The 25,688-nt window shown below is 47.7% G+C and carries 28 protein-coding genes and 1 pseudogene; 4 read left to right on the forward strand and 25 right to left on the reverse strand.

The window, feature by feature from the left end; genetic code table 11:
- Nucleotides 1-54: 54 nt before the first annotated feature.
- The 25 genes and pseudogenes from HEN21_RS20145 to HEN21_RS20265 all read right to left on the reverse strand — a co-directional run.
- Nucleotides 55-1,485 (reverse strand): annotated as a pseudogene (locus HEN21_RS20145) (host specificity protein J); the annotation flags it as partial.
- Between the two features lie 17 nt (nucleotides 1,486-1,502).
- Nucleotides 1,503-2,093, reverse strand: coding sequence for a tail assembly protein (locus tag HEN21_RS20150; protein ID WP_001293196.1), 591 nt, complete (start codon nucleotides 2,091-2,093; stop codon nucleotides 1,503-1,505).
- On the reverse strand, nucleotides 2,081-2,878 hold the full coding sequence (locus tag HEN21_RS20155; RefSeq protein ID WP_000526939.1) for a C40 family peptidase: 798 nt from the start codon (nucleotides 2,876-2,878) through the stop codon (nucleotides 2,081-2,083). Before HEN21_RS20155 ends, HEN21_RS20150 begins: the two co-directional genes overlap by 13 nt.
- A complete protein-coding gene (locus tag HEN21_RS20160) occupies nucleotides 2,871-3,569 on the reverse strand; it encodes a phage minor tail protein L (protein WP_000511445.1) in 699 nt (232 codons plus the stop codon). The genes HEN21_RS20155 and HEN21_RS20160 overlap by 8 nt, the downstream gene beginning before the upstream one ends.
- A gap of 82 nt (nucleotides 3,570-3,651) precedes the next feature.
- Nucleotides 3,652-3,987, reverse strand: a complete 336-nt coding sequence (locus HEN21_RS20165; protein WP_048959166.1) for a phage tail protein — start codon at nucleotides 3,985-3,987, stop codon at nucleotides 3,652-3,654.
- Between the two features lie 42 nt (nucleotides 3,988-4,029).
- Nucleotides 4,030-8,583 (reverse strand): tape measure protein, encoded by a 4,554-nt coding sequence (locus tag HEN21_RS20170; protein ID WP_085004924.1) that lies wholly within the window; start codon nucleotides 8,581-8,583, stop codon nucleotides 4,030-4,032.
- 7 nt (nucleotides 8,584-8,590) lie between these two features.
- Complete coding sequence (locus HEN21_RS20175; RefSeq protein ID WP_000952686.1) at nucleotides 8,591-8,815, reverse strand: hypothetical protein; 225 nt, start codon at nucleotides 8,813-8,815, stop codon at nucleotides 8,591-8,593.
- A 125-nt stretch (nucleotides 8,816-8,940) separates the two neighbouring features.
- The gene (locus tag HEN21_RS20180; RefSeq protein WP_000163861.1) at nucleotides 8,941-9,258 is read right to left on the reverse strand and encodes a hypothetical protein; all 318 of its coding nucleotides are present in this window, start codon (nucleotides 9,256-9,258) and stop codon (nucleotides 8,941-8,943) included.
- 55 nt (nucleotides 9,259-9,313) lie between these two features.
- On the reverse strand, nucleotides 9,314-10,060 hold the full coding sequence (locus tag HEN21_RS20185; protein WP_048958837.1) for an Ig-like domain-containing protein: 747 nt from the start codon (nucleotides 10,058-10,060) through the stop codon (nucleotides 9,314-9,316).
- Nucleotides 10,061-10,134: 74 nt separating this feature from the next.
- Nucleotides 10,135-10,518 carry a minor capsid protein gene (locus HEN21_RS20190; protein ID WP_000469440.1) on the reverse strand — a complete coding sequence of 128 codons (384 nt, stop codon included), beginning with the start codon at nucleotides 10,516-10,518 and terminating at the stop codon, nucleotides 10,135-10,137.
- Between the two features lies 1 nt (nucleotide 10,519).
- Nucleotides 10,520-10,993: a hypothetical protein gene (locus HEN21_RS20195; RefSeq protein WP_000523628.1), complete on the reverse strand. Its 474-nt coding sequence runs from the start codon at nucleotides 10,991-10,993 to the stop codon at nucleotides 10,520-10,522.
- Nucleotides 10,984-11,328 carry a hypothetical protein gene (locus HEN21_RS20200; RefSeq protein WP_001027663.1) on the reverse strand — a complete coding sequence of 115 codons (345 nt, stop codon included), beginning with the start codon at nucleotides 11,326-11,328 and terminating at the stop codon, nucleotides 10,984-10,986. The genes HEN21_RS20195 and HEN21_RS20200 overlap by 10 nt, the downstream gene beginning before the upstream one ends.
- A 79-nt stretch (nucleotides 11,329-11,407) precedes the next feature.
- Nucleotides 11,408-12,241: a hypothetical protein gene (locus tag HEN21_RS20205; RefSeq protein ID WP_000057118.1), complete on the reverse strand. Its 834-nt coding sequence runs from the start codon at nucleotides 12,239-12,241 to the stop codon at nucleotides 11,408-11,410.
- Nucleotides 12,241-12,675, reverse strand: coding sequence for a hypothetical protein (locus HEN21_RS20210; RefSeq protein ID WP_000801185.1), 435 nt, complete (start codon nucleotides 12,673-12,675; stop codon nucleotides 12,241-12,243). Before HEN21_RS20210 ends, HEN21_RS20205 begins: the two co-directional genes overlap by 1 nt.
- A 44-nt stretch (nucleotides 12,676-12,719) precedes the next feature.
- The gene (locus tag HEN21_RS20215; RefSeq protein ID WP_048958833.1) at nucleotides 12,720-13,640 is read right to left on the reverse strand and encodes an Ig-like domain-containing protein; all 921 of its coding nucleotides are present in this window, start codon (nucleotides 13,638-13,640) and stop codon (nucleotides 12,720-12,722) included.
- Nucleotides 13,641-13,713: 73 nt separating this feature from the next.
- Nucleotides 13,714-14,589, reverse strand: coding sequence for a major capsid protein (locus tag HEN21_RS20220; RefSeq protein ID WP_001130338.1), 876 nt, complete (start codon nucleotides 14,587-14,589; stop codon nucleotides 13,714-13,716).
- Nucleotides 14,590-14,614: 25 nt separating this feature from the next.
- A complete protein-coding gene (locus tag HEN21_RS20225; protein ID WP_048958832.1) occupies nucleotides 14,615-15,502 on the reverse strand; it encodes a DUF6651 domain-containing protein in 888 nt (295 codons plus the stop codon).
- A 21-nt stretch (nucleotides 15,503-15,523) separates the two neighbouring features.
- The gene (locus tag HEN21_RS20230) at nucleotides 15,524-17,098 is read right to left on the reverse strand and encodes a phage portal protein (protein ID WP_000422361.1); all 1,575 of its coding nucleotides are present in this window, start codon (nucleotides 17,096-17,098) and stop codon (nucleotides 15,524-15,526) included.
- 26 nt (nucleotides 17,099-17,124) lie between these two features.
- The gene (locus tag HEN21_RS20235; protein WP_001007299.1) at nucleotides 17,125-18,381 is read right to left on the reverse strand and encodes a phage terminase large subunit; all 1,257 of its coding nucleotides are present in this window, start codon (nucleotides 18,379-18,381) and stop codon (nucleotides 17,125-17,127) included.
- Nucleotides 18,381-19,013: a hypothetical protein gene (locus HEN21_RS20240; protein ID WP_048958825.1), complete on the reverse strand. Its 633-nt coding sequence runs from the start codon at nucleotides 19,011-19,013 to the stop codon at nucleotides 18,381-18,383. Before HEN21_RS20240 ends, HEN21_RS20235 begins: the two co-directional genes overlap by 1 nt.
- Nucleotides 19,014-19,209: 196 nt before the next feature.
- The gene (locus tag HEN21_RS20245) at nucleotides 19,210-19,476 is read right to left on the reverse strand and encodes a hypothetical protein (protein WP_000176292.1); all 267 of its coding nucleotides are present in this window, start codon (nucleotides 19,474-19,476) and stop codon (nucleotides 19,210-19,212) included.
- A 9-nt stretch (nucleotides 19,477-19,485) separates the two neighbouring features.
- Nucleotides 19,486-20,376: a hypothetical protein gene (locus tag HEN21_RS20250; protein ID WP_000129633.1), complete on the reverse strand. Its 891-nt coding sequence runs from the start codon at nucleotides 20,374-20,376 to the stop codon at nucleotides 19,486-19,488.
- The gene (locus HEN21_RS20255) at nucleotides 20,373-21,038 is read right to left on the reverse strand and encodes an ATP-binding cassette domain-containing protein (RefSeq protein ID WP_048958823.1); all 666 of its coding nucleotides are present in this window, start codon (nucleotides 21,036-21,038) and stop codon (nucleotides 20,373-20,375) included. Before HEN21_RS20255 ends, HEN21_RS20250 begins: the two co-directional genes overlap by 4 nt.
- Nucleotides 21,035-21,703 (reverse strand): ParB/Srx family N-terminal domain-containing protein, encoded by a 669-nt coding sequence (locus tag HEN21_RS20260; protein ID WP_048958821.1) that lies wholly within the window; start codon nucleotides 21,701-21,703, stop codon nucleotides 21,035-21,037. Before HEN21_RS20260 ends, HEN21_RS20255 begins: the two co-directional genes overlap by 4 nt.
- Complete coding sequence (locus tag HEN21_RS20265; RefSeq protein ID WP_048958819.1) at nucleotides 21,703-22,383, reverse strand: ParB/RepB/Spo0J family partition protein; 681 nt, start codon at nucleotides 22,381-22,383, stop codon at nucleotides 21,703-21,705. The genes HEN21_RS20260 and HEN21_RS20265 overlap by 1 nt, the downstream gene beginning before the upstream one ends.
- 82 nt (nucleotides 22,384-22,465) lie before the next feature.
- Here HEN21_RS20265 and HEN21_RS20270 point away from each other — a divergent pair, with 82 nt between their 5' ends.
- The 4 genes from HEN21_RS20270 to HEN21_RS20285 all read left to right on the forward strand — a co-directional run bounded on the left by HEN21_RS20270 (nucleotide 22,466) and on the right by HEN21_RS20285 (nucleotide 25,601).
- On the forward strand, nucleotides 22,466-24,025 hold the full coding sequence (locus tag HEN21_RS20270) for a DEAD/DEAH box helicase (RefSeq protein ID WP_048958817.1): 1,560 nt from the start codon (nucleotides 22,466-22,468) through the stop codon (nucleotides 24,023-24,025).
- Nucleotides 24,026-24,027: 2 nt separating this feature from the next.
- Nucleotides 24,028-24,306: a hypothetical protein gene (locus tag HEN21_RS20275; protein WP_021520518.1), complete on the forward strand. Its 279-nt coding sequence runs from the start codon at nucleotides 24,028-24,030 to the stop codon at nucleotides 24,304-24,306.
- A gap of 180 nt (nucleotides 24,307-24,486) precedes the next feature.
- Nucleotides 24,487-25,080: a hypothetical protein gene (locus HEN21_RS20280; protein WP_194313410.1), complete on the forward strand. Its 594-nt coding sequence runs from the start codon at nucleotides 24,487-24,489 to the stop codon at nucleotides 25,078-25,080.
- On the forward strand, nucleotides 25,077-25,601 hold the full coding sequence (locus tag HEN21_RS20285; RefSeq protein WP_048958815.1) for a transcriptional regulator: 525 nt from the start codon (nucleotides 25,077-25,079) through the stop codon (nucleotides 25,599-25,601). Before HEN21_RS20280 ends, HEN21_RS20285 begins: the two co-directional genes overlap by 4 nt.
- The last annotated feature ends 87 nt before the right edge of the window (nucleotides 25,602-25,688 follow it).

Below are 25,688 nucleotides of genomic sequence, written 5' to 3' on the forward strand. Positions count from 1 at the left end.
AATATTGGGCCGTTGGTGGAGATATAAGTGGATCACTTTTCATCCGTCGTTGACAGTATACAAAAGCCACAAACCAACTCGGTGAGCCTGGCCTCGGCTTGTACATCCAAATGCTACGACTTCTGTTTTACGCTCACCATAACGGCGCATTGCGTCCTGATCTTCAACGTACTCGATGTTTTGCTTATAACCGTCCTCCTTGTTGTTGTAGGTTACGAGCGCAACAGATGGGCGATCTTTACGCGCAGAACCTTTATAGGTAAACAGTCCATCTTTGACGTTGGAGTTGGTAAATATCATTACCGGATCTGATGGGCTATCCTGCATGATGTTAACCATGCCACCAGCCCAAAACACCATGCCGCGGAATGCACCGGCAATATCCTGAATTAATCGGTATGCGTCCTGTCGACTGGTGATCTGCGTATTGATTGCAAAGCGTTTCTCTTTACCCCCAAAGCCATCATCGACCTCTTCGTCACAATATCGACCAATCTGGTAGAGCTGGCCGAGGTCAATCATGGATTCCGACACAAATTGCCCAAGACCATACCGAGTATTGGTAAGCAAATCGTAGAGAATCCACGCAGGGTTTGAAGAAGACAACAGCTTAAAAGTACCGTCCCATACGCCGACATAAGTATTGGTGTATTCGTTGTAGTTTGACGGTACTCGGATTTTGATACCGCGCACCAAATACGAACGGGAAGGCATTGTGCTACCAAACTGCTCTGAATTGACCTTCAAGCCAACAAGAGCAGAGTTAGGGTAGTTCATGGGTGTATCTACAATCTCACCGATGGAATCAACCCAGGTATCGTTGTAGAGGTACTGGCTACTGTTATCATCTGTAAGACGAATCACCCTAACCTTGTATGCACGACCAGGCTTAGGCAGTTTCAGCTCATAGCTACGGTAATACACGCCGGTTTTCTTTGCCGTTAGCGTGATATCAACGCTTTTCTCACCTTCTGCCACTACATCAGAAAATGTTGCGTCTCCGTTGGCGATCTGGAATTTGTACTTCACCGTAGTGCCATTTGTATCGCCAGAGCTTTTATCAACGCTACGTAAAGAGGGGAATTTCATGATGACACGAACGCGATCAGCTTCATCGTTATCGATTGAAACCGTAACGTCGTGTGTTTTTTTGAGCTGAATATTTACGGACTTAGGCGTTTCAACAAAATCAAAACCAGCCATTGGCGTCTGGTCTTGTGAGCCGTCACGAAAATCCCATGTAATACCGCTGAAGTTGGAAGAGCCATCTTCATTCAAGATCGGTAAATCGTCGATGAAGATCGACTTTGCGCCATTTACCAGGCCACCAATAACCCCCTCGCCAAGAAGGTCGAGGATGGCTGCCATAGCACGAGAATTGACAGTATCATCAGCTTCAACCGGGGTACGGCTGGAGCTTTTACTTTTCTTGCCACCAGCACCGGCAATAAGAGGCGGTAATTTTTTCTTCTTGAACTGTTCCATGCCCAAAAAATCCTTGATTACATAAGCTGGTCGATGGTGATAGAAGAACTCACGACCTGTGAGCCAACTAAAATTTCCTCGCCATAGATAAGCTGTACAGGGTTCCCCTGGTTTGTTGTGTTTTGAGGTCCATCGAAGTAATAAGAGTTCGAGTTATCCGCCTGCCTCACACTTTCGTTAGTGGCTTGCGGAGATATGATTTGAGCTATACCGCCCATCATCAGTGACAAACCGAGAGGGGCAAGAGCGGGCACCCATATCGAGGCAACCATTAACACTGCTCCAACAACCGTCTGAAACCATCCAAAAGCAGATCCACCACTTCCTCGCGGAACAGGGGTAATGCGGATTTTGGCAATGTTGTCAGACTGCCCCATCATCTGATATTCACTCTCGTCCACAGACCACTTGTGGCCCTGTTTATTGGTGATCTGGATGTGGTATCTGTCATAGGTTTTGATATTGCGCTTCATCCATGCTTTAAAACCAGGCTTGTTGGCCTCAATTAAATCCAGAGCCTGTTTTGTATTGCGCACCTTTAGATGCCAGTGGCGGCCAAAATGTTTGGCCATAGGGCCGCCAAGCTGCACATGAACTAACTCAGACACGTCTCATCTCCCTTGAGCAAGTCTCTGTGACGCAAGTGATGCGTCGTATGTTTCTGATACATTCCGCCGTAATAAGCACGACAACTAAGGCGGTCGATCTGGTGATGAAGAATCATTCCATCGCCGATATAAACCGCGCAGTGGTCAGGCATTTTCCCGTATTGGATAAAGAAGATGTCCCCACGTTGAGGCTCTGTTCCGGGCGCAAGCCGTACCAATCCTTCGTTTCGGTAGTTCTGGTCGAGAATGTCGTTATCGCCGGTGTACCACGATGGAATATGCAGGTGTGCGTTCGGGTTTAGTTCGACGTTAAACTCACGCTTCAAATAATCCCGACACAACATCCAGCAATCGAATACGCCAAATACATACGGTCTGCCCAGGTATGGCATTTCGAAACCATCAGGTGTGATCACATTCATCTCGCTAAAATGGAAAGGGGCATCTCCCTCAACATTCTTGCGAATAGCCAGAATCATCCACGGAACTTCCGTCGCTTCGCAGCCTGCACGATCGGCATCAGATGCTTCTGCTGATTCATCAGTATGTGAATGCCAGATTGCGATAACATCACCCGCATCCTCTGCCGCCATAATGTCGTCAACGTGCATTACAAAAGTGTTCTGCGGGTTCTCCGAAACATTTCGCGCTTCCATAAAGCGATATTTGTCGCCATTAGTTCTCACCAGAAAGCCACACGCTTCATTAGGGTAGCGATTTATGGCGCAGAGATAGATTTGCTGCATAACGTCAGAGCCAAGCTCAGGGATTGCTTTATTACCCATACCGCGTAGCTCCAATAAATCCGCCAAAATGGATCACACCGTCGGCAAAATAATTCCGACGCGCATTACAGGCGTCATAACGTTTTGTGCAGTAATCCGCACCAGACATAGACGTCTGCTGGTTATTTTTGTCGAAATATGGACCGGTATAGCCGCATTCTGGCCCTCGGTATTTCCACGGGCAGGTATTTTTAATGATCTGACGATACGGCAGTTGCACCCCCATCAAATCGAACACACTGGACAATTCAAACTCGACAACCTGATGAGTTTCGAGAGTTTTCTGTTCGATAAACCACATTTCATCCGGGAAATGTTGGTTTGGATCTGCTGTTGGGTTGCCGTCTTTAAAATTAACGGCATCGAGGAAGCGAGCCAGCGTCATCTTGCGAATAATGCGGCAGCCAACAAGATCGTCGTTTGCCTGAACTTCCGCAGAGACGGTTCCGGCAAAGTTCGATACCTGAATTTTTGGACGTGGCAACGTTCCCTGGCCCGTTTTGTCAAAGCCTGATGCTTTGATTGGCCACGGCTCGTATGTCACTCCTTGCCAGACGACCGGTTGCATCAGTTCGTTTGTTCCGGCGTGGAAGAATAGCTTCCCCCCTGAAGTTGTGTTCGACATATCCAGTACGAACAACTCAATGAGTGCAGAGGGAGATAAGCTCTGAATATCAGCTTTAATTCCCATTGTTTCATCCTTGAAATAAGTAGGCGCTAACATCCTGTCAGCGCCACAATGATAGTAAATTAGTACTTACTTATCCAGATGCTTAAGCCTCAAATACTTGTCTGAATGTAGCTGTTAAGACACAGTACCCCTGATATCGCTTGACCGTATGACTGTCACATACAACTACAATCTGCTTGCCTCTTGGATTAACCCAATAGAACGACTCAACGCCTGCTCGCTCAGTCAGGAAGTCATCGATTGCATTAATTTCGTTGTATGATCTGGTAAAGGTTAACGACCATTCTTCTTTAATACGATTAAGACCTTGAGCCTGTCGCTGCTCGTAGTCATCACCAAAATTAAGTACCGTTACATTCGGTTTTACGCTTTTTTCAGATTCGTAATCTGGATACCAATTAAACGTTTGTCTTTCCATCTCACATCCTTGTGAGACTGCCCCGACCGGGGCAGTCGATAGTTAGTTACGTTGAGTGTTTGGGTTGAGTGATCCGCCAGGGCGTTTCTCTTGCGCGATAGTCTCAAGCGCGATAGCTTTCATCCGTTGAGCGGCATTGTTCCATATGCTTTCTGTATCGCCGGATTCAGTTGTGCTACCGTCACTATGGACGTTGATCTCAATTGATACCGGAGAAAGAACATTTCCTCCTCCACTCATACCATCGGTACTGAGCGTTACAGGGATTGTTCGACCATCAGGCAATGGAACATACGCCTCATTCATAGAACCTTCCCCAAACAACGCTAATTGAGGCGAGTTAGCAATACCGCCTTTCTGGTATGCCCGGAGCGGGATCACGCCGTCTTTTCCGAATATTCCTCCATTTGCAAACTTCGGGATTGCAGGAATGCCTTTAGTTCCGTCAGCCACACTGCTGGTTGCGGTTTTAGCAGAGCTTGATGTCACGCTGTCGAAACCACCGCCAGCCCAAGCTGAAACAAGACCAGATGCAACCGTTGCTCCAAAACTCAACCACTTATTACCAGAGCCGGAAGCATTAGCTCCAAGCATTGCAAACGCGGCAGACAGCGCGCCGGTAACAGAGCTGAGGTTCTGCATCGAGAAGATGGAGTCCTTCACGGCTTTTGTCTCGGCATCTTTGGCTTCAGTGCTATCAAATAGCCCTGATACCCAGCTACCAATCGCATTTGTTGCAGTGCCAATTGCGCTGGTGGTCTGCTGTGTTGTTTGCCCCAATCCAGTTACCGAACTGGACGTCTCCTTCGTGGCTTCTCCTACCGACTTGTCGCCGTTAACAGTGTTGCCCATTCGTACCCCTTGATTGGCAACGGCGGAAGCAACCCCGGTCAGCAAATTACCACTCTGTGAACTACCAGCTGCGGTGGTTCCCATCCCCAACATGTTCATTAGAGGTAGCGTGATCTGCGACTTCACGACCATATTGGTGATATCTTTCAAAATGGACTGAGACAGGCTGGAGAAGCTCATCTTTCCGTTAATAACGAAATCAGTCAGGACATCCGTTAAGCCACTAAACAAATCAGTCCAGGTGCTTTCGATCTGCTCTGCCAGGTTTTCGTATTCCAGTGCCAACTTCTGCGTCGCGGTCCCCGTCTCTTTAATAAGCGCGGTATTGCCAGCAGCAATAAGTTGATTGATTTTCTTTGTATAAAGCGCCACAACTTTAGGATCAGACGCCTTATCACGAAGTTCTATCAACGCTTTGAGATTGCGGTTGTAAGTGTCTTCGAAATCAGCAACTTTCTCTTCACGAGACGGCGTATAGCCAGCACTAATAATGGAATCCGCCTCCGGTGCCCAAGTGGAGATCATCTGCTCAACATTGCGGCGATTAAACATCTCGCGATATTCAGGTGTCGCATTTTTGAGGTCTTCAAGACGTTTTTTCGCCTTGTCGATCATCTCTTGAGTGATGAACTCGTTAGGAACCGCATTAGCCAAATCTGTCAGCGATTTCGTTGTATCGCGAAGAGACTGATCAAACGATACCGTAGCCTTAGAGCTTTCACCCATTTGCCCCATAAGCTGATCGGCCTTGTCCAGAGCCTTCTGGTATCCGGCTGCCAGTTTCTGTTGCGCTACCTGTTCCTTCTTGGCCGCACGCTGCGAGGCGTTAGCTGATCGTTGGGCTGCTTTCTCGGCTGCTGCTGCATCCTGTTCACGAGCTTTAGTCAGTGCAGCAATGGCTGCGGCACGCTCTTCATCGCTCATTTTCTCCAGAGAGCTGGCACTGGATGCTTTCTGCAAATTAAGCTGCGTCTTGAGTTGTTTAGGCCCAATAATCGGCTTACCTTCGAAGTCCATCATCGGAGTGCCGTCAGGCAAAGTACGCTGATAAGTCGCAGAATCCATCTGGTTTCGCATATATTGCGCCAGCGCCTTCTGAGCAGCTTTATCAGTTGTACCTAACCCAAGAACAGTCCCCTGGTTTGACATTACGCCCTTACCAGTTTTGGCCGCGTTATCTCTCTCGAACTCTGCCTGTGTCAGTTCCTGAGCAACGGCTTCCAAATGCTCCTGATAACCACGAATACTGCCTTGCAGTTTCTGGATCTGCTCGGTATTGCCATCTTTTTTGGCTTTTTCAAGCTGATCATTAAGAGTCGCTATTTGCTTCTCGGTAGCATTCTTACGAGAAGAAAGTGAATCAACCAGTTTTTGCGCAGGCTCCAGATAGCTTTTGTTTACCGTTTCACGTAACGGTGCCAATAGCTTGTTCTTTTCGTCATCTGAAAGTGAACCGTCATCATTGATTTTCTGGATCTTATCCAGAGCCTCCTGCCGGGCTTTCACGAATGTTGCCGCGAAAATCTGGTTTTCCGCTCGAATTTTCTCAATCTGAGATTCGGCAGCCTCTTTAGCCAAACGCTTTGCTACAGCGCCGTCACCAAGAGCTATCGTGCCGGTTATCTTTTGATACTCTTCCTGATTTTTTTTCAGGCGTGCTTCGATGTCAGCCTTCGACTCTTTGTGAGTAATAACACCGGCAGAGTTAGATACGTAATTAACACCCTCACCAGTTTTTAATGCTCGTTGATCAGCAAGAATCTGCTTTTCGAGCTTTTCTGCGCGGTCGGCCATTTGTGCACGTTTGGCCGCCGTCATCGCCTCTGGTATTTTCCTAATCTCGTCAACGACCTTTGAAGTTTCGCTGCGGAGCATGGTCATGTACGTGATTAGGCCAGCAACAGCTACAGTGGCAACTGTAAATGCTGCCCCTATAGGGTTTGCTGCAATGAACGCCGTTAATCCAGCAAAAGCGCCTTTAAGCCCCGTAATCGCCCCACGGATGGCGAAAATAAGAGAGGGGATCGGAGCCAGCCCCATACGTGCCGCACGATTGAATCGGGTTACTGCTGTAGCGCCGAGGTTAAATGGAGTCTGTATGGCGGTCGCCATCGTGGCAAAGGTGCTAACCATCTGGCTGCCTGCGCCAACTACCCCCATGATCCCTGCTCGCATCAGTTTGAACGCAACCATCGCGGCCACGACCTTACCGAGATTAATTACTAGCTCTTGGTTCTTTGCTAACCATTGAGCAAGCTGACGCAACCCATCGATTGCCGTCGTTAACCCCGAGCCTAAAGAATTGGCAAACGAAATCCCTTCGGCGCTATTCATGATTGAAGCCAGTTCTTTCATCCCCTTCGATAGAGAATCCAGATATCCGGCCTGACCAACCCGATCAGCAAATAACGTGAATGACGTCTGAAGTTGCGCCAGCGCACCTGTGTAGGTTTGCATCATGTCTTTCGCTGCGTTCTCATTCTCCGCACGCAGACCAACAAACATCAGAGACAACGCCTGTTTTGCCTCAACCGTACCGCTGGCAACGGCTTTAGTCAGTTCCCCCATAGTGATGCCTGCGGCGTCTGCCATTGCCTGCATCGCGTTAGGAACGGCTTCACCTAATTGCTGACGTAGCTCTTCCATTGACACAACGCCCTTACCGGACATCTGCTGAACGGCCACAGCCGCACGTTTCAACAGCTCACTATCACCACCAAAACGAGCAACGGAGTCCACCAGCGCCTTCAGAGAACCATCGGTTGGATCTAAGCCAGCAGAACGAAACTTCACGAAGGAATCTGTTAACGCCTGCATCGCGAACGGCGCATTTTGAGCCATGTCTACGATGTACTTCATATCATCAGCGGCAGCCTGGCCAGGGTTGGACTTCTCCTTATTCAACCCTCGAAGCATCACCCGCATACGTTCCATTTCGGCCGCAGCTTCAACAATAGGCTTCTGCCACCCAAACATGATGTCAGTAACCGTTCTGGCTGCATCTCCGATCTCGCCAAGCAGGAAAATGTTGCCACGAAGGCCAGAGAACATACCTCCTTCGTTATTTTTACCGCTGTGACCAGAAGCGCCGCTACGCTGCCCGTTACCACCATCGCCACTTCCAGATGTACGAACACGTACCGGCTTGCTAATCAGTTGCTGACGTCCGATAACTTCGTCCATCTGCTCACGAACCTTTTTCAGTCCCTCGGCAGCCTGACTCGTTGTGACACCCCAATTACTGAGTCGCTTCGTCGTGGTATTAAGGCGCGTATTCATGCCACTCACGGACGCAGAGGCTTCTTTGACCTCCGTACCAAAGCGGCTTGCGCTTTTGCTTGCATAGGTCGCCCAATCAGAGAAATCATTTAGCTCTGATTGCACTTTACGTAATGACGCGGTGAGTTTATCTACTGAAGAAGTTGTCGTATCGACGCGCTCAATCAGGGCTTTAAGACCAGAATTGAGGCTGGTGATGTTGCCACGCATTTTACGCGTAGCATCTGAAGCAAGCTCAAAACCGGCAGCTACATCCTGTAGTTTATCTGCCGTAGAATCGAGCTTGCTTTCCAGAACGCCAATGATACGGGCGACCGAACCCAAAGAGCGTTCAAAGGTTTGGATTTTTTGAGCAGGCTTTGTTACCTGCTCACCAAATCGAGTAAGCAGTTTCCCCGCACGATCGATTGACGCTGTAAACTGTTTGTCTTCCAGCGACAGGATAAACTCTACGTTTTGTGACATTCCCTTGTCATCCTCTGCCAAATATTTGCATCAGTTGCTCTTTGGCGTCAGGGTCTGCCTTATCCTGGCTTGGATCGTAGACTTTATCTGTTACGACTGGTCTTCCAATCCTGAGTTGCAAACCCTCCATGAACGCCTTCACAGCCTCGCCATCCGCCTGGGATGCACGAGCGACTTGTAAGTTGCGGACATCCTCTTCCGCACGCAGACGGTCTATATTGCGACTGAGCATCCAGAACATCGTGAGAGGGATGTTCAATAGCTCTAATGGCGACACAGCGTAGTGAGCAACTACACGACTGAAATAGAATCCGAGATCTATTGAAACGGTCCTTGTCCCGGATTCATCGCGGGAAATTACTTTGCACCTTCGCCAGCCGCTTTTTCGTTTTCTTCATCAATCACTTCCATAGCGAAGGTGAAGATCTGCTGGAGTTGCGGAACAGTCAGTTTTTCAAGAACTTCGTCAGGTACTGAAGGGATAACCTTACGAACCAGATCTGCATAAGCTGTCACTTGCTCAACAGGAGACATGTTCATGAGATCTTTACCTTCCATCTGCTTGATGGAAACGAACAGACCTACCGTCATTTCAACGATGGGATATTCCTGACCGCCAAATTTGATGCTTTTCTTCGGAGGCAGAATGGAATCGAGATCGAGTAATTTGGTCATTGGTTAAAATCCTTTTAAAAGAGAGGCCCATCCTGAGCCTCTGCTTAATTACTGATTAATCTGCGGGGTTAATCGTTACTGACTTAGTAGCCTTCTTAGAACCGCTATTGCTGGTGAAGGAGATGTTTGCAGTACCCTGCGCCACACCACGTACCAGACCCGTTTGATCTACCGTGGCCTTTTCCTGGTCTTCGGATTCCCAAACACCGGTTTTGTCTGCGGCATCAGCTGGAGTGATCTCGGCTGTCAGTTGCACAGTTTCTCCAGCTTTTACGGTTGGAGATTCCGGTGTGATCGACACAGTTTTTACCGGTTTGGGACCGCTCATTTTGCCCAGAACGCCTTCATCATCCGGGTATGCGCTGAACTGAACAGAGAACACACGAACATCATCAGACTGGTAGGTCATAGTGAAGTTGCCCGCGGTTGCCGCTTTCGGAATGGTCAACACATAGTCGGTGGTGTCCTGCGGAGTCAGAACCAGCTCCTTCGCCACATCGATCAGGTTGACGCCCTGTGCAGATGTGATCGTGACAGAGTTGTCATCTTCGCTCAGAGTAGAACCGGGCATCAGGTCAACCATGTTTTGGAGTACAGACTCAGCCAGAGGCGCGGTGATGGTAATGTTGCGCCCCTGAACTAATTCGGAAATTACGGTCTGCCCCAACTGATCGACGGTGACTTTCAGCGTTTCAGTGGCTACTTCAACCTGAACACCACCTTTGGTGTAACCCAAATCCACACCACCAAACGACACCTTACAGGCACCAAGTTTGATGTTTTTTACATGGGTATTAGACATTGATGGAAAACTCCTTTTTCCGTTAATTCTACGCATTCATTGCGCTAATGGTAAGTATATACTTACCGATTAACTTAATTCAATAAATAGCCAGCAAATTCAACAGGAATGCCTGCTTCTATTAATGCCCCATCATTTTTGGGATAAATGATTGGCATCGCCATCGGTCGTACAAGTCGAAAATAAACACCACCAGATTCCGTTTCCTCTACTGGAAACATCTCAATGATTTTATTGGCTTTCTCAACCGTCGTAGTAATTGACGAACCACGCACAATGATTGTGAATGATTCGTGATAAAAGCCCTGTAGCTCATGATCGATGCTGATGCCGGTATTTGGGTTAATAAGCAGGACGCCAGATTTCACATTGGCAGGCAAGTAGTGACAGAAAATGTCAGTCCCGACCGTGCCAATCTTTGCCTTCTGCATCAAACTTGCAAACGCTTCGATAAACACATTAACCTCTCGTAAAACCGGCTTTTCTGGCAGCCTCAAGAATCGCTTCTGAGAACTGCTTCTCGCTAATTTCCACCGCTCTTTCCAGAAAGTGTGGCCCAACACGAGGTTTAACACCGGCAATTGGTGGGTTTGTCACGTTCTTCATTCGAGAAAGATAACCGAGTCGATATTTACCCAGCTCCATGTACTTAGCATAGTCACCGACTTCTACGCCCGGATGCCCCTGACGTGGTTTTGCTCCAGACACAGAAAGCTCAATGCGCAGCCCTGAATAACCTTCTTTAATCACCCTGGCAAAGATAGCTGTCTCCAGAGATCCGGTTTCCAGCGGAGCCATTGCACGGCTGAGACGCTCAACCAAACGCGCCAGCTTTTCCATGTCCCGAATAAGATATCGCTTAAATGCTTTCTGGCTGTTGTTGAGTCTATTCCCCGCACGTTTGAACTGATGCGCATCGTATTTCAGACCCATATATTCGCCCCCACTTCAAGATGCCCAGGTCTTCCTCGTAGCCCCCAGCGGCGATGAACACTGGACACCTTTAATTTTTGACCTTCAAGGATCAGCACATCATCAAGTTGTACAGCCGCTTCTAAAGGGACAACTAACACAGCATCAAACAGCTCCAGACTCGCCTTACCACGGCTACCAGAGCTATCAGCACGAACTGACGATTTCTCATTACTCTGTTCGAACTTAACCACGCCGACATTCGTCTTCCTGACGAATTGCAATTGCGCCTCGCCGTAGACGTTCTTTGCGCCAAAGCGGTAGATCGCAATTTCTGTTTGCCATGAAATATTCATGCTCTCTCCCTGTTGTTGTCGGTCGCTCTCATTACTGGCCAAAAACCCTTTCGACCAAAAGTAAATAATGCGACTAGCGTTACGCACGGCGAACAATCATACGGTTGTTAATGTAACTGACCAGCAAGCGCCAGGTACTGCGAGCCACATGCACGTTTGCAGCTTTACCGGTACGGTACATGTTGGTTGTTTCACCGATGGACTCTGACAAAATGCCATCCTCTCGTGCTGCGGCTACATCATTGCCATTTGCGATCTCACACGCTTCGTTGACAACGGCAAGCATCAACGCTTCTTTGAAGTAGTCAGGGAACTCTTCAAACTTCTCCTGCGTCATCTTTTCCCAATCGACTAAATCATGCCGGTACGCTCCATCTGCTCCCCACGGAATGTCATACACATTCAGCATATTTTGAGGGCGATCGTATCGGTCAAAGTCGATACGTAGAATTTTGCGGATTGAGAACGGTAAAGTTTTAATACGTCTGGTAGCCTCAATGAGACGCTTGCGCATTAAGCCTTCACCATCCGACAGCAAAGTGTCCCCATTCAGCATATCGATCGCCTGCATTTGAGCATCAGCGACAGTTGCAAACGACTGTTCTGGTATCGACAGTTCAAAACTATTCAGCAGAACATACATTTGACGCTCTTCATGCGTCAGGCCCGATGCAACAGCCTTCACAATGACGTACCGCAGATCTCGCTCTTTCTCAGAGAGCTGGTTATATTCAGCCGACACGACAACCGGAATCGACATTTGACCGCTGGTAATTTCTAGCGGCTCGCCATCAACGAGAATAGCCCCGGTGCTGTCCTTTACTGTGTAGGTAGCAGATTCGATATCCAGCACGTTGAAGGCAAAGGAAAGAGAAACAGCTTCACCGCTACGATACGAGTCGATCTGCGCCATTACTCACCGCCTTGTGCTTTCAGGATGCCTTCAATCATCTCGACAATTCCTTTCGCTTTGACACCAACCTGATTACCAATAACTCGTAGACCGGCAATACCTTCGTTGTCTGCAATGGACTCCAGCTCTTCTCGTGTGAAAGCCTGGATCTGTTTGGCCGGTTCATCTGGTGTTCCACGTTTCATTGGCACAATGTCAGGCGCTGCTGGCTCGGTAATCAGGTCTGCTGTCAATTCACCACGATCACTGTATGCGGCAGACGGAGAGACATTTTTGCCCTCTACTGTTGACGCTCGCATTGAAGCACAAATCCTCTGCTGATCGATAAAAGGCAACTCCGCTACGGATACCCCGTTCTCGAACTGAACGCCGCACAGCATTCCCGAATAACCGGAAAATTGCGGTTCTAATAAAACAATTTTTGCTGGTTTCATAACGCTTTCTCTCCACTTGGGCGGCTTTCGCCGCCCAATATCGGTTATTCCTGTGCGGCAGTGACCTCTACGGTCGCTGTCGCTTTGTGGCTACCATCTTGGGTAGTAACCTCGATTGTGGCAGTGCCAGCCGCAACACCAGTTACAACACCGGTTTCGCTGTCCACCGTTGCAAACTCGGTATTTTTGGATTCCCAAGTAACGGTTTTATTTGTGGCTCCTACCGGCTCGACATTTGCGGTCAGCTGAACAGTTTTGTTTGCCTCAACGGTTGTGCTATTTGGGTCGATTTCGACGCCTGTAACAGCCACAACAGGCGCAGTTACTTCCACCGTTGCAGTTGCCTTTTTGCTACCATCTTGGGAAACGATCTCAATCGTCGCAGTGCCAACTTCTACACCAGTTACGTTCCCGCTCTGGTCTACCGTTGCCTTATCTTCATTTTTGGAAGACCAGGTAACAGCCTTATTCGTCGCATTTGACGGCTGAACATTCGCTTTCAGACTGACTGATTTTCCTTTCTCAACAGAGGTTGAGTCTGGCGTTACCGTTACGGATTGAACGGCTACCGGATTTACGGTGACTTCCACTGAAGCGGAAAGCTGGGTTTCCTGATCAGTTGCAGTAATTTTTACTTTGCCTGGGGCTACGCCAGTTACTAATCCAGTGCCGTTAACGGTTGCAATTTGATCATTGGCTGACTTCCAGGTGAATGAACTGGCACTCTTACCCATACTAATACCTGCACTAAGTTGAACAGTTTTCCCAACCAAAACTGATGGTGAAGCCGGAGTTATGTTTACGGATTGGGAGAAGGGAACCGCCTGCAAACAAGCAGATAGCTGACTTTGTTGCCGCTCGGTTAAAGGTTCATCGGAGATAGAATTGGTAAATCCGGCGCGGCACATATGCCCCGTAAAATCCGAAAATGCCTCTTCCGTAATCTTCATCTTTTGTTCTGGCATTTCTTGCTCCTACAAAAAGGGTGGGCGTATAGCCCACCCTTAAACATAGATAATTACTTATCTACCACACTGATTAAATTTTTACATTGGTCAGTGCAGCGATAGCCTTATCGTGCTTATTCGCCAGAGAGCAGTACCACTTCACACGGGTACGTACTGCATCTTTGTTCTGTACAGTACCAATGTTTTCAACAACGATACCTGCGTTGTCGCCGCCATACAGACCAGTAACGCCGTTCTCTTCTGACAGATGCAGGCAGTAGATGCTTGCTTTGCCAGCATCGGTCGGGATGAAGTCGTTGATGATGAACGGAACGCCGTTATGACACAGCATCGGACGACCGAAGTTCTCCATCATGATTTCAGACGGACCTACGTTTACTGTACGCAGCAGCGCACGGTAAGCACGAAGGTGCTCTGAACGCATCATGATGCAGTCAGCACCAAGATCTTTCACCGCATCGACCAGTTCGTCGAACATGGAGAAAGTCATAGATGCACCTGCAATGTCGATCTTCTGATCTGCGTGCATCAGGCGTGGAATGCCGTCAAACGCTTTGTTGTTGGAGCTGGAGTCACCCAAAATCAGGTTGCGGCGGAACGCACGAGCCAGACCTTTAACTTTCTGACGAACCTGAATAGCCAACTGGTTATTGGTGTCGGCCATAGTGGTTGCCAGGAATTTATCAACGTCTACGTCACCAGCCAGAATACGCAGTTTCGCAACGCATTCTTCGAAGGTTGCTGCACCTTCCGGGATGGTGTCGTTAACGTCGATGAAGGTAGCTTCACTCAGCGTTTTTTCACGATTGTACAGATATGCCTTTGAATTAATTTTCATAAAAGGCAGGATGGCAAACAGGTCATCGCGATCAATGATAGTTTCGATCACACCCTGTTCGAGTTCGTTGTTAGACAGCTTTTCAGCTTCTTCACGCAGTAATGGCATCTATCAATTCCCTTTGATTTAGATGTTACTTAAGTCCAATTTTCCCCAGACCGGAGGCCAACTTATCCATAGTCGACTTGTTCTTCGGTTGGGATATTGTGTAGGTCGATTTAGAATGTGAGCCTACACCCTGCTTGGCTTCGCTACGCATCAATGCGTCAGCTTCCGGATCTGCCCGCACAATGCGTTCAATCGCGGATTCAAACGGCAACGGCTTACCTTCACCGTCAACCAGAACAGCTCGTTCTTTATGACCTGCCGGTTTGTCATAACCCACTACGCTACCGTCTTCACCCACTTCAAAATGAGAACCGTAGATCACGCGGGCTTTTGCCGGAGTCATCAGAACTTTGTCACGTAGGAAGAGAGAGTTACTGAAGGAAGCGCCCACGGTCATCTCGACTAATTGAGATTTCAGTGATGCGTTTTCACTTTCCAGTGCTGTATAACGTTCGTCACGCTGTGCCAGCTCTGCCTGGTGTGCTTCGATCATCTGTTTTTTAACAGCATCGAACTCACCACGACGCTCCAGTTCAGCTTGCTCCGCCTCACGACGTGCATTTTCTGCGGCCTGTTCAGCTTCTAAAAGCTGGCGAGCACGCGCCGGGTCGATATCACCGTACTGAGCAAGCTGATCGGCCAATGTGCGCTCTTTCTCTTTGCGCTTCATGTTCTCTTTCAGCAGTTCAGCACCAGCTTTCTTGGTTTTGCGAAGTTCGGCCAGTAACTCTTCATGAGTCATGTCAGCGTATTCGTCATCACCCTTCGGCTGCTCTTTTTGTTCACCCTGTTTGTCAGGATCTTGTGTACTCTGCTCATTATCAGCAGCTACACCGCCAGCGCCTCCACGCTCATGCGCTTCAGCAACATCCATCAGACCACGACGGGCCAAAAGCATTTGCCACAGTTTCATAAAAATTCCCTTTGTTACTTATCACTCGTTCTCTTGAGTAGATGAGTCCCCATTCCCTCGGGGTTGATCTTGCCCGCTTTCTTGGGCTGCGCCTTGATCATAAGTAAGTACTGACTTATTTTCAAGGGTATTTAGATCATTTTTTGGCGGAAAATTCAAGAGATCTTTATCAAATTCCTTCTTCATCGCCTCAGTGATGTTCGGGAAAATCTTCTCAATCAGCATTTCCATCTGGTGACGACGTACAGAGTCCGGTGCCTGAAGTAACGACAGTTTCTCGGCAACAGAAAATTCATCAGTAAGGCCACGAATATCGAAACTTTCTGGATACGCAATTAAAGAGTGGTCTTCGTCCAGATCTACCCCCATCCATTTCGCAACCAGTAGCATGATTTGGCGTTCAGCCCTTTCCAGACGCTCTGCTTTTGTGACAAGCAAGCTATTTACACGCTGGAAGTCATACATTTTTGCGGCACCAGATGAGTTATCGATTCCCTGTGCGTTGTCCTGCTTCGTTCGCTCACCAGCTACACCAACTGAATGGTAGATTTCGTTAATCACCGTCTTAATCGTAGTGATGATCATCTGAGCTTGTTTCGGGTCTGGTGACAGATAAAACGGCTGGTTTCCACCTTCAGAATCGTAGGTGAAGACTCGCTTTGTGCCCATTTCAAGCACTTTAGTGTGGTTTTCATCACCAGGTAAAAGCGACTGTACCGGTATAGCCAACTGGCTAAATGTCTGATCCTGAATAATGGCATCAAGGTTTGACAGATAGTTTGCAACCGCACGATCAAGATAAGCGATATCATCGATCAACGATGGGCTGAAATACGGTGATTCACTTTCTCCAATACAATCAACAGGAAACACAGGAACTACGCCGAGATTATGCGCACCGCTATCCTCTAAAATAACTTTTGCCTGACGGCGACCTGCTCCACCAGCGCCCTTCTTCACTTCCTCACGAAACAGATACCACTCGTTTTGTGTCCACAGACGATAACGTTGGTATTCCTGACCTGTAGAAGTAAAAGGATCTGCGTCATCACGAGCGACTTCCACAATTAACGCCCACAACATATTCCCGTCGTCGTCCCATGCCACATCCAGCATTTGCTGAGGTGAAATCCAGTAGGCGTAGGCGCGAGCATCTTTCTTTTTCTCGTCAGCTACTGACTCAACATCACCACTCATCGTGCTATCGACAACAACCCATATGCGACCGTAAATAGACGACTGCAAATCAATAGCGGCCATAAATGAGTCAATAGAGGCATTCTGGCGGGTCGCACGTTTCCAGAAATTGCGGATCTGCTCTGGTGCCTCTTCGATATTTCTATGAATGTCTTCTTTAAAGAGATATTTGTTGATGAGGTTTACCACCTCACGAGTGTGGTTGAAGCGATAAGCACGCTCAACTCGCTCCTTAAACTCCTGATCTCCCTCTTTAAAGTAACGAAAGATATTGTCTGTAAACCAACCACGCCCGCCAGCGTAAGTGCTGGCGAGGAAGTCCCAATGTTCTTTTTTCTTTTCGTATTCCGGGTGGCGTCGCGCCACCAGATCCTTAATTTGTTTGTCGTTCAATTCCATTTGAATAACCTTAGATAATTACTTACCTATCGAGAACCACCAAGAATAACACGGTTTTTGACTGGATACCTACGATGTACTGGATAGCCCAATGCGTCTGCACTATGCTCAATGCCACCTGTCTTATCCATATCTCGTGTTCCAGGCTTGTAGATGACCTTTTCCAGTGAATCAATCAAATGCTTGCACTTCGGATCGATATACAGCCGGATATCTCCAGATGCGGTCATCAGCATTCGGTTAACAGCATTAACACGATCCGCAATTGGCGGGTGCTTTTTCGAATAATCGACACGTAAGAATCCCTTCTCTTTGAATATGTCTACGTCAGACTCCCCGCGAGCATGTTGGCGATAAGCACCTGCCGGATCTGGAAATACCGTTATCTGTGATTTCCAGCGCCAGAAGCGCCTCTCAAGCTCATCACAAACCTCTGCCGTGTTAGAGGAAAAGAGCACCAATTCATCAATTGCCCATAGCTCACCATTTGGCTGAGGTTGCAAAATTACGGAAGACATCGGGTCAATGTTGAAGTCCTGTCCTACCCATATAGGCAACCGAGGGTTGAACTGAAGCGGTTTAACATGCACGTTTCGATCGAACGGGTAGTAAACGCGCCCGGACATATTTTCAAAGCTGGCCAGGTACTCCTGAGCAAACGATTTAGGGTCCATATCGTTCTTAGCAGCTTCAATTTCCGCCGTAGGCACAAACGGCGAATCAGCAGTTACAAACTGCCAGCTCTTCCACTGTCCCTTTCTTTGCAGCTCTACGTTCTGGCCTATAGTCCACAGTTTGTGAAATTCCGAGAAGCCTTTTGGCGTACCAATGATCAGTGCACCGCCACGTGTCGATGAAAGAGTAGGTCGTAACACCTTGTACCAGGTGTCAGCCTTCATATCCTGAAATTCATCAAGCACTACAAAATGCAACGCTACGCCGCGCAGAGTGTCAGGTTTATCAGCACCTTTGAGGGCGATCTCCGAACCGTTCTTCAACACGATTGTCATCGTGGTGTCGTTCTTTTTCCTAACCCACTTACGGGGCAGAACTTCCTGTAGATCGTCCCACAAAATCTGGCGAGCCATCTGGTAAGTAGGAGCGACATACCAGACCCTTTGCTTTTTTTCCTTTGCCGCCGCACGAATAATAGTGGAGATCGACAACCGGGATTTTCCCCAGCGTCGACCAGCACAAACAACTTTAAATCGATGCGGAGACTGGAAGACTTTCATCTGTCCAGAATGCAGTTGCACAAGACTGAGCGAGGACGGGATTGCCATTATTCGTCCTCCCCTTCACTTCCATCATCTGTCGCATCAAATTCGCTTAGAGCTTCTTCTTCCAACGTCTCAAGCAATTCGTCATCAATGATTTCAGGCTCGTCGTCTTCCTGACGTAATTTCGCCACCTGGGAAGGCGTAAGCTCACCAAATACCAGGTTCGGAATTTCTTCCTCGTCATTTTCCGCATGATCCATGCCCAATGCTTTGGACGAAACTTCAAAACATTTTGCAAGGGTATTACTGGCTCTCTGTAAGCTCTTGAGAGAACCCTCAATCGCCCCTAAAGGCTTACCCTCACGTTTGGCCGTAGTGACTTCGACCATCACCATCTGCCCCAACGCATACGCCCAGCCGTCATAACGTGTACGACGTTCTTCTATCTTTTCCGCACGGGCTTTAGCGCGAAGCTCTGCGTCAGATTTAAGAGACTCACGAACCATCTTCCCAACAGAGTCCGCGCCTTTCTCTAATCCTCGCTTTTTGAAATGTCTGGAGAGTGTTTCACGACGAATGCCGTACTCTTCCTCCAGCTTTGAGAGTGTATATTCGCCTGACGTCCATTTGGCTTCAGCTTCGGCCCACTCCGCTGGTGTCAGGCGAGTTTTTACCTCGTCTTTTTCGACAGTCATAGATCCCTCTAAAACACACAGAGCGCGTCCATGCGCCCTAAAACAACTTGTTTACTGCATCTGCTAACCAACTTGTTTTCTGGGGTGTCTAATTAGGTCTGGGCATGTCTTACTAAGCCTGCTTCCGTATATATTTAATAAGTTACTTATTATTTATATATACAGAAGCAGGTCTTTAAATAAGCTCCCAGACCGATTACATCACCAGTAACTTCGCTTTGGCTCGACCTAAAGTGGTTAACCCAAGAGTCCGGCGGTGATAGCGATTGTCACTGCGTTGGCGCGTATGTCCTTTCTCCACCAGCCCCTTTTTTATCAGAGCGCGAATTGAGAACTGGATACTTTGCTTGGTTGTCTTGTACGGCAAAACTTCAAGCAATTCGTCCAGATCAAGTAGATGACCTCGCTCATAACCGAGATTGAGCGTTTTGATGATGTCCTTTTGTTTGTCGGTTAACGTCATGGCAAATCCTTATGCCGGTAAAGCAATTTCTAACGGTTTATCCAAAGGTTGTTTGTCGAATGCCAGCAGTGGCAGCGTGTCAGGCAGTCGACGACCAAAGTCAGGGTTTCGATACACACCATACAACGGAGACGTAAAGCTCAGGTTGTGAATGTCCTTGAGCAGCTTCACAATGCTGGCCTCGTCCACCAGACTGTCGGCAATGTCCTGAATCGTCGTGCCGCGATTCCGCCCAGCTTTTGCCAGGGAACTGTTCTTGTGGTAGTCCGCCACCAGATCACGCAGTGCACGGCGACGACGTGACTCGCTCATTGCGAACAACTCTTTGACGATCGCCTCGTTATCACCCGGGTCGGAACGAAAATGACGCTGGAAAACACGCAGTGCACTTTCATAGCTCTTCGGTCGCTCAGGGCGGATGAACTTGAACCCTGCTTTCATGGCGAAGGGATTGTATTTGCTCATCGAGGACTGGATCTCAATGATTGGCCGGTCATGCATCCTGCTAACCAGGTTAATCATTCGATAAGAGACGCCTACGCCACGATACTGAGTATCCACAACTGAGCGACTGATCACCGCAAAGTTGTTATTCACGTACCGACCCCAGTACTGGTTAGCCACGGTGGTATTAGTGGTTGGTTTCAACTTAGGAAACATGCGGTGGCGAGGTGCCAGCAGTAGTTTCGGGTAAGCCATAACCACGACGCCCACCAGACGGTCATCAAGTTCGCAGCGATAGTAAGTTGGCGCGAAAGGTTTGCCGTCTGTTTTGTAGTGAAGCGACTTAAGAGCGTGCCAGTCCTCTACAGTTCCCTTTGTAACAGTCATTCGCTCCAGAAAGTCCAGATGACGCGGAAACTCTTCAGGGCGGTAGCGTTTAATGATGATGTCCGTCATGAATGGACCTCATCATGACTACCATTGTGATATTCCACCTTCACGCGTTCTTTGTAGTGCTTGGTGATCTGCATATCCGGGCGCAGCGCGTTCTTCAGGTCTTCGTGAGTCGTCGCCACCATTACCGTCGCACCAACCTTTCGAGCGGCACGCTGGAGATTAGATGCCACAACCTGAGCGGTTACACGGTCGAGAACAGCACCGAACTCGTCAGCAGCCCACACTTTAGCGCCTGACTCAATCAGTTTGGCAATCTTGAGACGATATTTCTGACCGTCTGACATTTCAGAAGGCTTGCGAACAAACAGATATGCATCGTTCAGACCTGCCATAGATAACAACCCAAGCGCATCACTGGTAGTTTTGCCCAGTTGGTCAATGACGTTAACCTCATTATCGAAGGTAAAGTCATCAATAGAAGCTACAGAAAGCCCTTCATCCTTCATCTGGCGTTGCAGCTCGCGCAGCACAACGGATTTACCTGAACCGGATTGGCCGGTGATGTACACCACATCGCCCTGCCGAACTTCCAGCTCCAGATTGTCGTAAAGCGTCCACTCTTTTTCGTCCAGACCAAGCCCGAACGATTCGGCGATTTCTAACGTGCGCGTGGTTTTATTTACGCGAGTCTGAAACGATACGTTGATGATGTATTTGCTCATGCAGTCATCTCCCCGGAAGAGATCTTCTCCGCATATGCCACAAATGCGTCTACCCCGCTTTCTCCCGTCATTTCTTCCATGTGGGCAAGCAAATCACCAACAACAATGGCAGAACCAGCAGGGAGAGTTTTAAAGCCCAATACGTCGACAACACGTACTTCTTCCGCTGCAACTTCACGACTGATCTCGGTGTGTTCATCCTTCTGTCGTTTAGTTTCTTCGCCCAGATCGATAACTAGCGAGTCGGTGTCCATTTCTTCTGTCATGCTGCCAACGAGAACATTCAACTCCCGCTCTTCAAAGCCGAAAACCTCGATATCGTCCAGAACAAGCGACTCAAGCTCTTTCTGTAGCTTAATTGCATCGTAATCAATGCTGGCAAGTCGGTTATCTTCAAGGCGCTTCGCACGAACCTCGTCATCACTGAGATCATCGCGAACAATAACCGGTACGCGCTCAAGTCCAGCAAAAATTGCAGCCTCACGGCGGCCGTGGCCAGTAATAATTACGTCGTTCTTATCGACCGTAATTGGCTGGTCAAATCCGCGCTTTTTAATGGCTGCGGCCAGATCTCGGATCTGCTGTTCATCATGCTTTTTGGCATTCATCTCATAGGGAATAAGATCTGCCGGGTCGCGATATACGATTTCAAACTTTTTGGTCATTACATACGCTCCTTGTAGTAGTCGACCAGCCACACCAGAGCCTCACCAGCATTCTCCATTTCATTACCGGTGTTAATAGCCTGCTCTTTGATGATGTTTTTTATGGTTTCTGCAACACGATCTGACGCATCGAAAGTCACTTTGAATCGCATAGTCTGATGTTCCGCCCCCACACGTTCGGTTTTCTCTCGTTTGTCGGTATCGACAGGCTCATCACTACCACGAGACAACGCCTCCAGTGCTTCAAGGTCGATTGCCGTCTCTTTTGCTAAAACCATCGAGATTTCGTCGTCATACGGGGCGATTTCAGACAGTTGATAGTCAAGTTCTGACTGAATTTCTTCAATGAAGCGTTGCAATGCGATTTGGTCGTCTTCACCGTATCGCTCGTTGTCCACTAGTGACATCTGTTTAGCTACGACATCGCTAATTTTGCCCACAGAAAGCACTGGAACCGTTGAAATTCCTTGCTCAATAGCGGCACGCCAGCGATGTTCGCCACCGAGGATTTCAAAAAATCCATCTTCAAGTTCACGAGCCAAAATTGGCTTAAAAAAGCCCAATTTTTCGATAGAACCTTTCAGTTTTTCAAAATTCTGCGCACCAACCGAATTGGTGTTCCAGGTATTCGGGCGAAGGTTGGCAACATCAACCTGCAAAATCGTGATTTTTACATCCATTTTATTGCTACAATCCACTAAGTAATCACTTACTTATTATAATAGCCAAATAACATACAAAAGGCACTAAGGAAAGAGGTTTATGACTGTTCGGATTGTATCTAACGCAGTTAATGCGCTTATTTCTGGCGCAGATGACAAGGTAAAGCAACTGGTGCAACAGATGTTGAGCTACGAAGTCGAGACTGGCGACTGGAAGGGCACAAGCACAATGTTCAACTGGAGTAAAAACTCGTTCCCTGCTGGCTTTGCCAAGCCTGTAGCGGCGAACTTGAACAAGGCGGGCATCAAATGTGTTCATATCCGCAAAGACAAAGCCCCGGCGCTTGGAAAACCAAATCCGGCGGTTAACCCATTCCCATACAATCCTGATTATGCGTATCAGGATCAGACTGTGGAAACACTGGTTCGAGAGGGAATGATGATTGCGCAGATCGCTACTGGTGGCGGGAAATCAAATGTTGCCTGCAAAGCAGCTGCACGTATCGGTCGAATGACATTATTTTTAACAACCCGCTCTGTTCTGATGTTTCAAATGGCCGAAAACTTCCAGAGATCCATCGACTACCGCGCCAAAAATGGCGAACCGTGGTTAAAAGACCAAAAGGTTGGAGTCATTGGCTCGGGTGAGTTCCAGGTATCACGACATATCAACGTCGCTACAGTTCAAACTCTTGCAAGTTTCCTCGAAGAACCACCACGCGATGCAACACCAGATAAGAAAAGCTACCACCTCAAACGTCGGGAGTTGGTGAAACGCTTCCTTTCAAGTGTCTCTCTTCTTATTCTGGAAGAGGCGCATGAGTCTTCAGGCTCAAATTTCTATGACATCGCCAGATTATGTGTGAACGCAGACTATCGTCTGGCGCTTACAGCCACGCCGTTCATGAAGGATTCGACGGAAGCCAACATGCGCCTGATGGCGGTGGCCGGGCGAATTGAAATTAAAGTCACAGAAAAGTACCTGATTGATCGAGGCATTCTGGCAAAGCCGTACTTCCTTTATCATAAAGTTGCCTACAAGCCAGACGAGGCCAGAATCAAGGCCGAACTTGCCAACAAACACCTCAATTTTAGAGTTGGTATGAGCACCGCCTACCAAAAGGCTTATCAGTTGGGGATCGTGTATAATTTGGGACGTAACGAGGCCATAGTGCGCGAGGCATTGCTTTATAAGCAACATTCACTCAACTGCATGACTCTGGTTCGTCTTAAACGCCACGGGCAAATCCTGATGGAGATGATGAAGGAGTCCGGCCTTAGAGTTGACTTCATCTATGGGGAATCGAACCAGGCGACAAGGCAAGCAAAGCTGAACAGTTTAGCGTCTGGCGAAATAGATGTTTTAATAGGCTCGACTATTCTGGATGTCGGTGTTGATGTGCCAAGCGTTGGTGCGGTCATTCTGGCTGGTGGTGGGAAAGCAGAAGTTGAAATGAGGCAGCGTGTCGGTCGTGGCTTACGAGCCAAGAAGAATCAGGCAAACGTGTGTTTTATTACTGATTTCATTGACATTAGCAACAAATACCTGTTGTCTCACTCTTATGAGCGAAAACACATCATCGACACCACACCTGGCTTTGCAGAAGGTGTATTGCCTATTGATGGCGCATTCGATTTTGGAGTTCTGAAACGAGATTAGTTATGAGCGAAAAGAAAACAACTTATTGTCAGGTGGCATTGTCCGATAAGGCCAATGACAAACTTGGAAAGTTTCAAATGAAACTAAAAGAAAAAAACATCAAAATGTCTAAGGCTGAAGTTATCAATACCATTCTGGAAGCGATGACAATGGCTGAATTTGACAAAGTTTCATCTGCCGTTGGAGTCTCTGCTAAGGCTCGTGAGAAAATCATGCGCATCTATGAGAACTCTAATATGACAAAGGAAGATTTAGAGCAAATTCTAAGCAAACTGCCGTAATATTGGATTCTTAGTCAATTTCAGAATTGCCAGACTTGAAGAGCTAATAGACAGAGTGCGGCAACAACGCCTTTGCCGCACAGCTTTTAGAGAAACACGTCTGCTATTTACAGTTGAAAGCTTATCGTTTGAGACTATTGGATATTTATAATTCTACTTTGCAATAATCGCTGTATAAAAATGAAACGTTCGTTACTTCTTGCTTGTATATACCTCTCGTCATTTTCCGCAAATGCGTTGTCAGATATCGTCTCCGACATGCAAAAAACGTACAGCATGTATACTTCTGAAGACGTACTAAAATACGAATCACGAGGTCTGATTCAACCAGTCTGGTTCAGATTCTCAGATAACGCAGAAGAAACAATACTTAATGCAGGAAAAGAAAGATTACGGTTGCAAATTAACGGGACCGCTGTACCAGAAAACGTTAATGTAAGCTCTGACGAAGCCATGAAGCCATCTGGAATTGTTTTGGAAGTTCAAGACGGCACACTTTACTGTGATGAAATGGCTACAACAGGTTGCCAAGTAAACATTAGGGTTGGCAATGAAGAGCCTATCGTTACTTACGCCAAGGCTGAAGGGAATACAAGTGGAAAGGTATTGTTTATCGATGAAAATGCCTCAAAACGTATCGTTCGTGACATACAGAAAACAGCGAACTCTAAATCCGTCGATAAAAAAATCTATGTTGAGGTTCCCTTCTTTGTCGTTGGTAACAAAGAATTTAAATTTGGGTTGCTGAAAACACCTCTAAGAGTATCAGAATGAGAACATCGGACATCACCTACGGCATACCGGCTGAAGTCTGGCCGCGAGACTACGAACATGCTGAAAACATACTTATGTTCTGGCGGAAGAACAACATTCCTGTAAGAGTCACGCTTGAAGACGGTCAGGTGTTTTGCATGTACGTTCAGGGGACAATGCCTTCCCGCAATAAGCTAGATTTATGCCCGCTTCCATATGATAAAGAAAATCGTATAAGACTCCCACTTGAGCGCATTAGCACAATTGAATCAGGTGTAATCGATGGCATTGCTCGCGAGTTCAAAGGTAGGCTAACAATACATCCAGACTATGTTGACAATCAGCCATCACGCCGTGACTTTTTTGCGATATGTCGCAAGGCTTATCAAAACGACCAATCTATAAGGGTCTACATGGCAGACGGTCGTGAAATTGAAGGGGTGTCAAGAGGCGTTGATGCTTGCCAGGTCACTCTTAAGTTAGAAGACGGCAGAAAAATACTTGTTTTCTTCGATTGGGTTGAACGAATCCTTCCATTTTAAATCTATAAGGGTAATAACCGGCTAAGCCCGGTTATTATTTTACATGCCATTCATTTAAAACTCATTCAATGCCACTCTGTATAAATA

It is taken from the genome of Escherichia sp. 93.1518 (genome assembly GCF_013368915.2).
Taxonomy (GTDB): Bacteria; Pseudomonadota; Gammaproteobacteria; order Enterobacterales; family Enterobacteriaceae; genus Escherichia; species Escherichia ruysiae.